11 protein-coding genes are annotated in these 13,545 nt (G+C 61.5%); 7 read left to right on the top strand and 4 right to left on the bottom strand.

The features are described from left to right. Window positions 1–110: 110 nt before the first annotated feature. From BUC36_RS01505 to trxB, 3 genes are all read right to left on the bottom strand, one after another. A complete protein-coding gene (locus BUC36_RS01505; protein ID WP_073270752.1) occupies window positions 111–830 on the bottom strand; it encodes an arginyltransferase in 720 nt (239 codons plus the stop codon). After that, window positions 823–1,542, bottom strand: coding sequence for a leucyl/phenylalanyl-tRNA--protein transferase (gene aat, locus BUC36_RS01500; RefSeq protein ID WP_234994859.1), 720 nt, complete (start codon window positions 1,540–1,542; stop codon window positions 823–825). The genes BUC36_RS01505 and aat overlap by 8 nt, the downstream gene beginning before the upstream one ends. A gap of 111 nt (window positions 1,543–1,653) precedes the next feature. Next, window positions 1,654–2,598, bottom strand: coding sequence for a thioredoxin-disulfide reductase (gene trxB, locus BUC36_RS01495; protein WP_073270750.1), 945 nt, complete (start codon window positions 2,596–2,598; stop codon window positions 1,654–1,656). Window positions 2,599–2,996: 398 nt separating this feature from the next. Between trxB and BUC36_RS01490 the strand changes: the two genes are divergently transcribed. From BUC36_RS01490 to BUC36_RS01460, 7 genes are all read left to right on the top strand, one after another. Beyond that, a complete protein-coding gene (locus tag BUC36_RS01490; RefSeq protein WP_073270748.1) occupies window positions 2,997–5,339 on the top strand; it encodes a DNA translocase FtsK in 2,343 nt (780 codons plus the stop codon). A 96-nt stretch (window positions 5,340–5,435) separates the two neighbouring features. After that, window positions 5,436–6,047 (top strand): outer membrane lipoprotein periplasmic chaperone LolA, encoded by a 612-nt coding sequence (lolA, locus tag BUC36_RS01485; RefSeq protein ID WP_073270746.1) that lies wholly within the window; start codon window positions 5,436–5,438, stop codon window positions 6,045–6,047. A 6-nt stretch (window positions 6,048–6,053) separates the two neighbouring features. Beyond that, the gene (locus BUC36_RS01480; RefSeq protein WP_073270745.1) at window positions 6,054–7,403 is read left to right on the top strand and encodes a replication-associated recombination protein A; all 1,350 of its coding nucleotides are present in this window, start codon (window positions 6,054–6,056) and stop codon (window positions 7,401–7,403) included. Window positions 7,404–7,525: 122 nt separating this feature from the next. Beyond that, a complete protein-coding gene (gene crcB / locus BUC36_RS01475) occupies window positions 7,526–7,900 on the top strand; it encodes a fluoride efflux transporter CrcB (RefSeq protein ID WP_073270743.1) in 375 nt (124 codons plus the stop codon). 18 nt (window positions 7,901–7,918) lie between these two features. Further along, a complete protein-coding gene (serS, locus tag BUC36_RS01470) occupies window positions 7,919–9,208 on the top strand; it encodes a serine--tRNA ligase (protein ID WP_073270741.1) in 1,290 nt (429 codons plus the stop codon). Between the two features lie 91 nt (window positions 9,209–9,299). Further along, window positions 9,300–10,685: a siroheme synthase CysG gene (gene cysG / locus BUC36_RS01465; RefSeq protein ID WP_073270739.1), complete on the top strand. Its 1,386-nt coding sequence runs from the start codon at window positions 9,300–9,302 to the stop codon at window positions 10,683–10,685. A gap of 126 nt (window positions 10,686–10,811) precedes the next feature. Further along, a complete protein-coding gene (locus tag BUC36_RS01460; protein WP_234994858.1) occupies window positions 10,812–11,036 on the top strand; it encodes a hypothetical protein in 225 nt (74 codons plus the stop codon). Window positions 11,037–11,135: 99 nt separating this feature from the next. On the opposite strand, the gene BUC36_RS01455 is transcribed toward BUC36_RS01460, so the two are convergent. Next, on the bottom strand, window positions 11,136–13,493 hold the full coding sequence (locus BUC36_RS01455) for a penicillin acylase family protein (protein WP_073270737.1): 2,358 nt from the start codon (window positions 13,491–13,493) through the stop codon (window positions 11,136–11,138). Window positions 13,494–13,545 lie beyond the last annotated feature (52 nt).

Raw genomic sequence — 13,545 nt, 5'->3', positions numbered from 1 at the left:
TATCAGCGGGCCGCATTTAGTATGAGGCAGGGCACTAAGCCTAGCCGCGGCGCGACGGGCGAGCATTTTGCACGAAAAGGCAGAATAGAGCAAAGGCAGAATGTCGGGAGCTAGCGAGCCTTCAGTGCCCAGCGGTTCTCCCGCAGCAGCTCGATGGGCTGAAACTGGCTTTTGTAGGCCATCTTCTGGCACTGCTCGATCCAGTACCCCAGGTAGAGACTGGGAAGCCCCAGGCGGCGAGCCCACTCTATCTGGTAGAGAATGCAGTAGCTGCCCAGGCTCCGTTTGTCCTCTTCGGGATCGAAGAAAGTATAGATTGCCGACAACCCGGCGGTCAGCAGGTCGGTCACGGCCACTGCCACCAGCCTGCCGCGGGCGCGGAACTCGATATAGCGGGTGGCGCCCCAGGCCTGTGTCAGGAAACTGCGAAACTGTTCGCGGCTGGGCGGGTACATCTCGCCGTCCACATGGCGCCGTTCGATGTAGCGGGCGTAGAGCTCATAGTGCTCATCGGTATCGATGGTTTCGACATGAAAGATGTCCAGGTCCCGATTGCGCCGCCAGCAGCGCCGCTGTTGCCGACTCGGTACAAACAGCCCGACTGGCACCCGCGCCGGAACACAGGCCTGGCAGGATGCACACTGCGGCCGATAGAGATAGCCACCGCTGCGGCGGAAACCCAGCTCCGACAGGCGGCTGTAGAGTCGCTGGTCGACTGGTGTCTGCGGGTCCACGAACACGGTCGTGGCATCCTCGTCGGGCAGATAGCCGCAAGGGTGGGGGAGAGTGGCCAGCAGGCGCACCGAATCCAGTTGGGAATACTTACTCATAGCTCCACGACAACTTCCAGGGCTGCGGGAACGGCGGCTGACGCACAGCGGCCTCCAGCAGACGCTCGAAATCCTCACGAGGCACCTCTACCGCCCCCAGACTGGTCAGGTGAGGATTGCTAACCTGGCAGTCGATCAGCGGGCAGCCCCACAATTCTAATTGCCGCACCAGGTGGACAAAAGCGACTTTTGAGGCATCGGTCTCACGGTGGAACATTGATTCGCCAAAGAACACCCGCCCCAGTGCGATACCGTAGAGTCCGCCAGCCAGCCGATTCTCCCGCCACACCTCCACGGAATGGGCATGGCCGAGGCGGTGCATTTCGACGTAGGCGTCGCGCATTTCATCCGTGATCCAGGTGCCCTCAGCATCGGGCCGCGGCGCGCGGCAGGCTTCGACGACTTGCTCAAACGCCCGGTCAAAGGTCACCTGAAAGGTGCCGCGGCGCAGTACCTTGCGCAGGCTGCGGCCGATGCGGCAGCGCTCGGGGAAGACCACGCAGCGGGGCGAGGGACTCCACCAGAGAATCGGCTGATCGTCGGAAAACCAGGGAAAGATGCCGCGTCGGTAGGCGGTCAGCAGCCACGGCGGTGAGAGCTTGCCGCCGATCGCCAGCAGGCCATTGGGGTCCCGCAGTGCGCAATTGGTGGGCGGGAACTCTATGTGCCTCTCATCCAGCAGGGTCAGGTAGCCGTCATTGGGACCCATCATGGTTCAGTCCTCATGCTTGCCGCGCACCTCGCAGGGCAGATCTCCGTCCAGATGCGAAAAGGGCGATCCAGTGGATCGCCCCAATCTATCAGATAACGACCGGCACAGGTGTCACTGGGCGTCCAGGAAGCGCTCGGCGTCCAGTGCCGCCATACAACCGGTGCCCGCGGAAGTCACCGCCTGGCGGTAGATATGGTCAGACACGTCTCCCGCGGCAAACACGCCGGGGATGGAAGTCTGCGTGGCGTTGCCGTCGAGACCGCTCTGCACCACGATGTAGCCGCCGTTCATTTCCAGCTGCTCGGCAAAGATATCGGTGTTCGGTTTGTGGCCAATGGCAATAAACACCCCGGATACATCCAGCTCTTTGGTGGCGCCGTCCTGCGTACTGCGCAGGCGCACGCCGGTCACACCGTTGTCGTCACCCAGTACTTCGTCCAGGCTCTGGTGCCAGCATACATTGATATTGCCATTCTCGACCTTGTCCATCAGGCGGTCCTGGAGGATCTTCTCCGCGCGCAGCTCATCGCGACGGTGGATCAGGGTCACTTCACTGGCGATGTTGGACAGGTACAGGGCTTCCTCGACGGCTGTGTTGCCACCACCGACGACAGCCACTTTCTGGTCGCGGTAGAAGAAACCGTCGCAAGTTGCACAGGCGCTGACGCCGCGACCCTGGAACGCCTCCTCGGACGGCAAGCCGAGATACTGGGCTGAAGCGCCGGTGGCGATAATCAGCGCGTCGCAGGTGTAAGTGTCGTTACCTTTCAGCGTAAAGGGGCGCTGTTTGAGGTCAACGGAATCAATGTGATCGAAAATGATCTGAGTCTCGAAGCGCTCAGCGTGCTGCTGCATCTGCACCATCAGATCCGGGCCCTGCAGATCCGCAACGCCGCCCGGCCAGTTCTCCACTTCGGTAGTGGTGGTCAGCTGTCCGCCTTGCTGCATACCGGTGATCACTACCGGGTTTAGGTTTGCACGCGCCGCATAGATGGCCGCGGTGTAGCCGGCAGGACCTGAGCCGAGGATAATCAGTCGATGGTGGTTATTACTCATGGAACGCTCTTGAAAAGTCGATTGAACACAGTGTACTCAGTGATTCGGGTATCAACCCGCTCGACCATATTTTGATCAGTCGAGGCTATTAAATTGGTCGCCATGATAGGCGATAGACACAGGTCGGCGAAATAGTTTCGCTTAATTTGACCCATTGCAGGGCACTATTCTTTCACTGAAATCCTCACACCGACAACTGTCAGGCGAAACTCGAGCTTGTTCACGGTTTACCTCAGGAAAGTGAGCTATCTTTATGATTTTGTTGGATAAAAAGACAGTTAACGTATTACCTTAACAAGGCTGCCGGTAGCATTTCCGCGGCGTCTGTAGTACACAGTCCGCCAATAGATACCGCCGAGCCAGATCTAATAAGTAGTAAGAACAGCCGAGGTAAGCCATTGAAGGCCGATAGCGCGACCGAACAGCCCAACGAAGAACATGGAGCCCTGCCGGACTCCCTGATCGCCCGCCTGCTACGTGAAGGGGCGCTGATCGGGCTGCTGGCAGGCGCGCTGCTGCTCGCGATCAGCCTGATGAGCTATAGCCCGCAGGATCCAGGCTGGTCCCATACCGGCCACGGCGGCCAAATTCAGAATGCAATCGGGCCGACCGGCGCCTGGCTGGCCGATATCTGCCTTTCCCTGCTTGGCTGGATGGCCTACCTGTTCCCGCTGATGATTGGCTGGCGCGCTTTCCGCATATTGCGCGATCGCAACGCGCGCTTCCACGGGCCGCTATTTACATTGCGGGTCTCCGGCCTCGCTTTGCTGCTGATCACCGGCGCCGGTATCGCCACGCTGTGTTTTGCCCAGGCGGACGAGCCGCTGCCATTCTCCAATGGTGGGATTATCGGCGCCGCCGTTGCCGAGTCCGCAGAAATGAGCCTCGGCTATGTGGGCGCGACCATCCTGCTGCTGGCCCTGTTTGCGATTGGAATCACTGTATTTACCGGGCTCTCCTGGTTGAAGCTGGCCGATGCCATCGGTCGCAACATCCTCGGGTTTGTCGGCTGGCTGGGCAACCGCCTCCAGCGCGCGCGCCAGCAGCGCGCGGAGGAGCGGGCCGCCCGCGAGGCGATCGTGGTGCGCAAGGCCGCGGTGGAAGAGGAAAAACAGCGCACCGCCAAGCGGCTGCCACCCAAGATCGAACCCGCGGCCCCCAAGCCGAAACAGAGCCCGCGCGCAGCCAAGGAAAAGCAGGGCGAACTCTTCAAGGGTGGCCCGGTCACCGGCACCTTGCCGCCATTGTCCCTGCTGGATCCACCGGATCAGAACAAGAAGGCCGGCTTCTCCCGTGAGTCCCTCGAGGCCCTGTCCCGCCTGCTGGAGTTGAAACTCAAGGACTTTGGCGTAGTGGCCGAGGTGGTCTCGGTGCTGCCGGGTCCGGTGGTGACCCGCTTCGAGATCCAACCGGCACCCGGCGTAAAGGTGAGCAAGATCTCCAACCTGGCCAAAGACCTGGCGCGCTCGCTGGCGGTAATCAGCGTGCGGGTAGTGGAGGTGATCCCGGGTAAATCCGTCGTCGGCATCGAAATACCGAATGAGAACCGGCAGATGGTGCGCCTCAGCGAAGTGCTGTCGGCGGACGTCTTCGACAATGCCAAATCCGCGCTGACCCTGGCATTGGGCCACGATATCTCGGGACAGCCGATGGTCGCGGACCTGGCCAAGATGCCGCACCTGCTGGTCGCTGGTACCACCGGTTCCGGTAAGTCGGTCGGCATCAATGTGATGCTGCTGAGCCTGCTGTACAAGTCCACGCCGGACGAAGTGCGCCTCATTCTCGTGGATCCGAAAATGTTGGAATTGTCGGTGTATGAGGGGATTCCGCACCTGCTGACCCCGGTGATCACCGACATGAACGATGCCGCCAACGGCCTGCGCTGGTGCGTCGGGGAGATGGAGCGGCGCTACAAATTGATGGCGGCGATGGGCGTGCGCAACCTGGCCGGTTTCAACCGCAAAGTGAAGGATGCCATCGCGGCCGGTGAGCCGCTGGAAGACCCCATCTGGCAGCCGGATCCCATGTCCAGCGTGCCAGAAGCGGAACAGACACGCCCGCACCTGAAGCCGCTGCCGGCCATCGTCGTCGTGATCGACGAATTTGCCGACATGATGATGATCGTCGGCAAGAAGGTGGAGCAGCTGATCGCACGAATCGCACAGAAGGCCCGCGCCGCGGGCATTCACCTGCTGCTGGCCACTCAGCGCCCGTCGGTGGATGTAATCACCGGCCTGATCAAGGCCAACGTGCCGACGCGCATCGCCTTCCAGGTGTCGTCGAAGATCGACTCCCGCACCATCCTCGACCAGGGCGGCGCCGAACAGCTGCTCGGCCACGGTGACATGCTGTACCTGCCGCCGGGCAGCGGTGTGCCGGTGCGCGTTCACGGTGCCTTCGTCGACGACCACGAGGTACACCAGGTGGTGGCGGACTGGAGTCGCCGCGGCGAGCCGGACTACATCGACGGTATCGTCGACGACAGCAACAACAACATCCCGGTACCCGGCTTGCAAACCGAGGGCGGAGAAGAGGACGACCCGGAGGCAGATGCCCTCTACGACGAAGCGGTTGCCTTCGTTACCAAGTCGCGTAAGGCTTCGATCTCCTCGGTGCAGCGCCAGTTGCGCATCGGCTACAATCGCGCCGCGCGCATCATCGATGCCATGGAGTCCGCCGGCGTTGTCTCCCCGGCGGAACACAATGGCAACCGCACCGTGCTGGCGCCGCCGCCGGCCTGATTGGCCGCTTGCAAATGGCGCTATGGCGGGAGGTTCAGGCAGCATTCACCTGCCTGCAACTAATCTTTAGGGAAATCCCACGACTGGAATCCTGATATGAAAAGTCTACTGCGCAACTCCCTGCTGGCCCTTGGCATGATCGCCAGCGCGGCCTGGGCCGACGCCACCGACGAACTGAGCCGATTACTGCAGCCACTGGGGGCGATTTCCGGCAAGTTCCAGCAGACGCTGATCGATGAGCGCGGCGAAGTACTGCAGGACAGTCGCGGCAAATTCTCGGTACAGCGTCCCGGCAAATTGCGCTGGGAAACCGGCGCTCCCTATCCGCAATTGCTGGTCACCAACAACAAGAAGCTGTGGCTCTACGACCCCGATCTGGAGCAGGTCACTGTGCGCCCGGTGGATAAGCGCATGAAGGACACCCCGGCACTGCTACTCGGCGGCAAGGTGGAGGAGATTCGCGGATCATTTAACGTCAGCAGCAAGAAGGGCGCCTACCACCTGACCCCGAAAAATGCCCAGGCCCCCTTCAAGACCATGGAAATCCGCTTTTCCAAGAGCGGTTTGCCCTCCGCGATGACCGTGCGTGACAGCATGGGGCAGACCACCAAAATCAAATTCAGTGGCATGACCGCCAATCCGAAGCTGGCTGACTCCATCTTTAATTTCAAGCCACCGGCCGGTACCGACGTCATTCGTGATGAATAAAACGCGATGAGTGACCTGTTTCAGTCCGCGCGGAAACACCAGCCATTGGCCGCGCGCATGCGGCCCGACTCCCTGGCCCAGTATGTGGGCCAGGCGCATTTATTGGGGCCGGGAAAACCGCTGCGGGAAGCCGTGGAGCGGGGCCAGCTGCACTCGATGGTGCTTTGGGGTCCGCCCGGGGTTGGCAAGACCACCTTCGCGCGGCTACTCGCCCGGGAATGCGACGCCCGCTTCGCCACCTTGTCGGCGGTACTCGCCGGAGTGAAGGAAATACGCCAGGCGGTGGCGGAGGCGGAGCAGCACCACGCCCAGTACGGGCGCGGCACCATTCTGTTCGTCGACGAGGTGCATCGCTTCAACAAGGCCCAGCAGGACGCCTTTCTGCCGTATGTGGAAGAGGGCACCGTTACCTTTGTCGGCGCGACCACCGAAAACCCCGCCTTTGAGCTCAACAACGCATTGCTATCCCGCTGCCGGGTTTACCTGTTGCGCAGCATTGCGGAAGAAGACCTGCTGGGATTGATGAACCGGGCTCTGCGGGAGGACGAGGAACTCGCGCGGCGCGACGTGACCATCGAGCCAGAAGTGCTCCGCAAGATCGCCCTCGCCGCGGACGGCGATGCCCGCAGTGCACTGAACCTGCTCGAGATAGCCTGTGATCTCGCCCGGGAGGAGGGCGGTCGCTTCGTAATCGATGAGGGCGTGTTGACCGAGGTCCTGAGCGCCGACGTGCGCCGCTTCGACAAGGGCGGCGACTACTTCTACGACCAGATCTCGGCCATGCACAAATCCGTGCGCGGTTCCGATCCCGACGCGGCACTCTACTGGTTTGCAAGAATGCTGGATGGCGGTTGCGACCCGCTGTATGTCGCCCGCCGCGTGGTGCGCATGGCCAGTGAGGATATCGGCAATGCGGACCCCCGCGCCCTGCAATTGGCGCTGAATGCCTGGGATGTACAGGAGCGCCTCGGCAGTCCCGAGGGGGAGCTGGCCATCGCGCAGGCGGTTGCCTACCTGGCAGTGGCTGCCAAGAGTAATGCCGTTTACACCGCCTATAAACGGGTCATCGCGGACGTGCGCCGCGATCCCAGCTACGACGTACCCGTCCACCTGCGCAATGCTCCTACCAAGCTGGCCAAGAGCATGGCCCACGGTGCCGACTATCGCTACGCGCACGACGAACCCGATGCCTTTGCGGCGGGTGAGAACTACTTCCCCGAAGAAATCGCCAGCCGTAGCTACTACCAGCCGGTGCCCCGCGGTTTGGAGTTGAAGATCGGCGAAAAGCTGGAAAAGCTGCGCAGCTTGAACCGGCAGAGCCCGCAGCAGCGCTATAGCAAGATCGAAGACGATTGAATCAGCGCCTCTGCCGGCGCGCGTAAATTCCGTTAAAATCTGACGCTTGCAAGACGGACTACCCCGTCGGCGTTGCCGCCTCAGGCAGTTCAAAGCGCAGTAGAGATTTTAAGGACAGTTCAATGCAGTGGTTGGCAATCGCCTTTGGTGGCGCGGTGGGCGCCATGATGCGCCACCTGATCAGCCTGTGGAGCTACCCGGTCTTCGAGGGCCGCTTTCCGCTCGGCACCCTGATCGTCAATGTCACCGGTGCCTTCCTGATCGGTATCGTCTACGTATTGATCGTCGAGCGGGGCCTGTTGGGCCAGGAGTGGCGACTGCTACTGATGACCGGACTGTTCGGTGCCCTAACCACCTTCTCGACATTCTCGCTGGAAACCCTGCTGTTGTGGCACAATGGCCAGCCTCTGACGGCCCTGGCCTATATATTCATCAGCCTGGTGCTCTGCCTGGCCGCGACTGCAGCGGCCATGGCAATTACCATGAAGTATTTCTAACGCAGTAAGAAAACCAAAATGCTCGATCCCAAACTCATTCGCACACAGATGGACCAAGTGGCCGCAGCACTGAAGAAGCGCGGCGTGGAGCTGGATACCGACAAGCTGGAGAGCCTCGAAGAGCGCCGCAAGGAATTGCAGATGCGCACCGAGAGTCTGCAGAACGAGCGCAACAGCAAGTCCAAGAACATCGGCCGCGCCAAGGCCGCCGGGGAAGATATCGCACCACTGCTGAAAGAAGTGGAATCCCTCGGCGGTGAGCTGAATGATGCCAAGCACGCACTGGCCGAGTTGCAGGACGAACTGGATGCGATTGTGTCCGCCATTCCCAACCTGCTGGACGAGTCCGTGCCGGAAGGCGTGTCCGAAGAAGACAATGTCGAAGTGCGTCGCTGGGGGCAGCCGCGTGAATTCGACTTTGAAGTCAAGGATCACGTGGACCTGGGCGCACAGCTTGGCGGTCTGGATTTCGAAATGGCGGTCAAGCTGACCGGCTCGCGATTTGCCGTGATGACCGGGCAGGTGGCGAAACTGCATCGCGCCCTCGCACAATTCATGCTCGATACCCATATCGAGGAACACGGCTATCGTGAGGCCAATGTGCCGGTGATCGTCAACGGTGATTCCCTCTACGGCACCTCACAGCTGCCGAAATTCGAGGAAGACCTGTTCAAACTTACCGATGAGCGCGGCTTCTACCTGATTCCGACCGCGGAGGTACCGGTAACCAACTTTTACCGCGATCACATTGTTGAGGACGCCGAATCATTACCGCACAAGTTTGTTGCGCACACGACCTGCTTCCGTTCTGAAGCCGGCTCCCACGGTCGCGACACCCGCGGCATGATTCGCCAGCATCAGTTTGAAAAAGTAGAACTTGTATGGGCCACCCGCCCGGACCAGTCGGAACAGGCACTGGAGACGCTGACCGAAAATGCGGAAGCTATCCTGCAGAAACTGAATCTACCGTATCGCACCGTGGTCCTGTGTGGCGGTGATATCGGTTTTGCCGCGCGCAAGACTTACGATATCGAGGTCTGGATTCCGTCCCAGGACAAGTACCGGGAGATTTCCTCCTGCTCACTGGTCGGCGATTTCCAGGCGCGCCGCATGAAGGCTCGCTGGCGCAATCCGGAAACCGGCAAGCCGGAACTCCTGCACACCCTGAACGGTTCGGGGCTCGCGGTAGGGCGCACGCTGATCGCCGTGCTGGAAAACTATCAGCGCGAGGACGGTAGCATCGAGGTGCCGGAAGTGCTGCGTCCCTACATGCGCGGCCAGGAAGTGATCGTCGCGGAAACCCAGTAAAGAAAACCGGAAAGGGCGAACGAGGTGTTCGCCCTTTTTTTGCTCTGCGATTGCCGCAAATTGTGTTCCCCTGCAATAACGGATTATTACCTTGCGTTACCTGCCTCTCGCTTTCGATGTCAAAGATTGTCCCTGCCTGATCGTCGGCGGGGGTTCCGTAGCTACACGCAAGGCGCGTTTGCTGATCAAAGCCGAGGCGCGGTTGCTGGTCGTCGCGCCGGAAATTTCCGATGAGCTACAGCGTCTGGCCACTGCCAGCGGTGGCGAGATTTTCCGCGAGCAGTACCGCGAGGAATTGCTCGGGCCGGCGCAGCTGGTCATCGCTGCAACGGCAGATGCCGACATCAACAGAGCGGTTTCCGCCGACGCGCGGGCACGGCGCCTGCCGGTCAATGTGGTGGATGCGCCCGAGCTCTGCACTTTCACTTTTCCCGCCATCGTCGAGCGGGGACCGCTGTCGATCGGCATCAGCAGCGGCGGTGCCGCTCCCGTATTGGCGCGGCAGATCCGCGCGCAACTGGAAGCACTGCTCGCACCCGGGATCGCCTCTCTGGCGGAATTGGCGGCACGTATGCGCGACCGGGTTAAAGCGAGCCTGCCCGAAGCGAGCCGCAAGGATTTCTGGCAGTGGGTGTTCTCCGGACCGGTGGCCGACAAAGTAGTGGCGGGCAATGTTGTCGATGGCGAAAACGAGCTGCTCGAAGCCCTGCAAAAGTGGCAGGGCAGTCCCGCGCCGGGCGGCGAGGTCTATCTGGTCGGCGGTGGCCCCGGTGATCCGGACCTGCTCACGTTCCGCGCGCTGCGCCTGATGCAGCAGGCCGATGTGGTGCTCTACGATCGCCTGGTGTCACCGGCCGTACTGGACCTGGTGCGTCGCGACGCGGAGCGCATCTACGTGGGCAAGAAAAAGGAGTTTCACTCGGTGGCCCAGGACGGTATCAACCAGCTGCTGGTTGACCTGGCGCTGCAGGGCAAGAAGGTGCTGCGCCTGAAGGGTGGTGATCCCTTTATTTTTGGCCGCGGCGGCGAGGAGATCGACAAACTGGCGGGCGCCGGCATTCCGTTTCAGGTCGTGCCCGGCATTACCGCCGCCTCTGGCTGCGCCAGTTATGCCGGCATTCCCTTAACCCACCGGGATCACGCCCAGTCGGTGCGCTTTATCACCGGCCACCTGAAGGAGGGAGAGCTGGATTTGCCCTGGAGCGAGCTGGCTTCACCCGGGCAAACACTGGTCTTCTATATGGGCCTGACCGGCCTGCAGACCATCTGCAGTCAGTTGGTGGAGCACGGCCTGGCGGCGGACACGCCGGCAGCGCTGGTAGAGAAGGGCACCACCAGCGAGCAGCGCGTTGTCGTGGGCGATCTGCGCACACTGCCGCAACTGGCGGAAACAGAAGCTGTGGAAGCGCCGGCACTGACAATTATCGGCGGCGTTGTCAGCCTGCACGAGAAACTGCGCTGGTATCACCCGCAGTAATCACTGTACTCGTCGGTAGACGGAGCGCCATCAGCCGGTTCAATTCGAGCATCTATACTCCAAGAGAGGTTGGCGAGGGTGCTCGATATGCTGATGGCGTTGATCCGGTTCCAATGCACTCTTTTAGTGCGATTCTTCCTGCCGCGGGAAAACGAACTCTGTGTGCCGAACCGTGAGGACAGCCACACCCGTCGCTACACGCACCGCTATCGCCTGAAAAGAAGCTGGGTAAAAAACCTCTGGATCGGCACCTGCCTGCTGATGCTCTGCTTTCCACTGCTGCCGTTCGTACTGGCCATCGGCCTGTTCACGTCTTTCCTGTCCTTCGCGATCCTGGACGAAACCGCCTGACGGCAGGCGCTGTGCGACGACAATTCGAAAACCTGCCCGCATTTAATAGTTAAAGGCGGGCCGCCACTCGGCGGCCGGGCCAACCCGTTATCGTTTCGTCTACTGCAGCCGCAGGGTATAGCGGACCTCACCTTCCCCGAGCGGCGACGGATTGCCCTCTACCCAGTCCTCATGACCGTTACCGAAAAACGGGGACAGCGGATGGGCGCTCTGTCCCGTGGCCATATGGAAGATCGCGTTGTCTTCGCGACCTGGCGCTACCACCATGCGCTGTGAGGCGCCGTGGGTCGGGGACTGGAAGCGCGGCATATGGGTATCGCCGGACAACTGATCCGCCGGCATCGCGGTAAACCAGTTCACCGCGCTTACCGCGCGGCCGAGCGGGTGCTGGATACGCGTCGTATTCTCCGCACCCCAGGTTTGCTGCGCCAGCGGCTTGCCATCCTCCGCCATCTCCGCGAGCACCTGATCCAGTGCCGACAGCTTGAGCGCGGACCAGGATTCAAATTCCGGATTCAGCAGCTGTGCGGGTTCCTGCTGCACCATTTCCCACAGCGCATATTCGAACTGCCGCTTCAGGGGGCCAAAGGAGAAATCCGGCTGGTGGCGGCGCATATACGTCAGAATAGGCGCGGTGGTGATCTCCATAAACTTGAGTCGGTAATTGCGGACAATGCGGTAGCCGACGGAATCGGCGGCGGCGCGGCCACCCCAGTTGCGCACCTGTTCTCTGACGTCGCCGTAATTGTCGCGACCATCCAGCAGCGCAAGCAGGTGTTCCTGCCAGCGCTGCAGGAATACGGCGCGATCATCCAGCTGGATGTCGAGCAGGGCCTGCTCGTCAAAGCGTGGACGGGAAAAAAGATCGTCACGGATCTGTTGCTGCCGGGCGCCGAGCGCGTAGCCGTCACTGCCCATCAGGCGGAGAAAATCGCTGTCCATGGTGCGGGCGTTGGCGGTCCAGATGCGGTGCGAAGGCGGATCGAAAACCCGCGGCTGCTCGTCGACACCGAGGTAACCATCCCAGTAGGTGCCGCCGTCTGCCCATGACTGCGAGCGGCTGCCGTCGAGACCCACACGGCGGGGAATGGCGCCGCCCACTGTCCAGCCGATATGGCCGTCTTTATCGCCCACTACCAGGTTCTGGTGCGGAATGCCGAGCTGCGGCCCCAGGTCCAGGGCCTCCCTGGCAGAGGTCACGGTTTCCAGTCGCAGCAAGTTCAGGTTGGCGCCGCGGATATCGTGCGCGATCCAGCGGTAGGCGAGGGGCGTGCCGCGATGGTCTTCCGCCACCACCGGGCCCCAGATGGTTTTGCGTACTTCGATAATCTCAGCTTCACCACCCTTCACGGCGATGGTTTCGCGCTCACTCTCGAAGTCGCGCCAGCCATCGGGCGTGCGGTACTGCTTGCCGTCTTCGCTCAGCTCCAGCGGAATCAGGTCGCCCCAGTCCCCGAAGGTGTTGGTGAAGCCCCAGGCCACCAGCCCATTGCTGCCGACCACTGCAATTGGGCCGCCGGGCAGGGTCGCGCCGCGCATGGTGCGATCGGTGCCGGCGATATTCCAGCCGGCGCGGTACCAGATGTTGGGCACATTCAGGCCGAGGTGCATATCGTCCGCCAGAATGGCGCCACCGTGCTCGGTGAGCGCGCCGCCGACCACCCAGTTATTGCTGCCGTAAACTTTGTCATCGCTCTCAAATTTCTGGTAGGCGATGACATCATCGTCGCCGAGCAGGGAGGCAATCGACGTCTCGGGCAACGTCACGGGCCCGCGGGCATCACCGATCAGCGGCGCATCCCAACTGCCGCCGGCGGGAAAGTAAAACTCATACAGGTCCTGCGGCAAAAGCTCTGCAACCGCGGTGTCGCGCAGTTCGAATTTGCCGATCGGGCTTTGTAGGGTGAGATACATGCTGAATATGGTCAGGAGACTGTCAGCAGTCGACCAGGGCTGTGGTTCCTGGCCGAGCAGGGCGTATTCCCACGGCTTGGCGCCGAGCTGTTGCAGGCCGAAGTTGACGCCATCCACGTAGCTGTCCAGCAGACGGCGCTGCGCCTCGGGCAGGGCGGCGATGTTGCGTTCCGCCCGCTTGCGGAACTGATGCAGGCGAATCTCCCTGTCGTGTTTCAGCGCCGCGGCGCCGACCAACTCAGACAGCTCGCCGGCGGAGTTGCGGCGCAACAGGTCCATCTGGAAGAAACGTTCCTGGGCGTGCAGGAAGCCAAGCGCAAACGCGGCGCTAGTGCGGTCCTCGGACTCGATCAACGGAATGCCCTGGGCATCTCGAGAGATGGTGGCGGGCACACGCAATGTGCCGGTTTCCAGGGTGCCGTCCAGGATCGGCAGGCTTTGCCGCAGCCACAGCCATGCGCACAGTAGCAGCAGGACGATGAGTGCGAAGATGCCGATCAGTACGCGCGGCAACAGGCGGGAAGTCGAAGATCTCGGGGCCATGGGAGTTCCAACAGGGCGTTATTGTAACTACTCTGACTGTCGATTTTAGCAA

This window comes from Microbulbifer donghaiensis, from assembly GCF_900129095.1.
Classification (GTDB): domain Bacteria; phylum Pseudomonadota; class Gammaproteobacteria; order Pseudomonadales; family Cellvibrionaceae; genus Microbulbifer; species Microbulbifer donghaiensis.
This window is presented reverse-complemented; position numbering and strand designations above follow the sequence as displayed.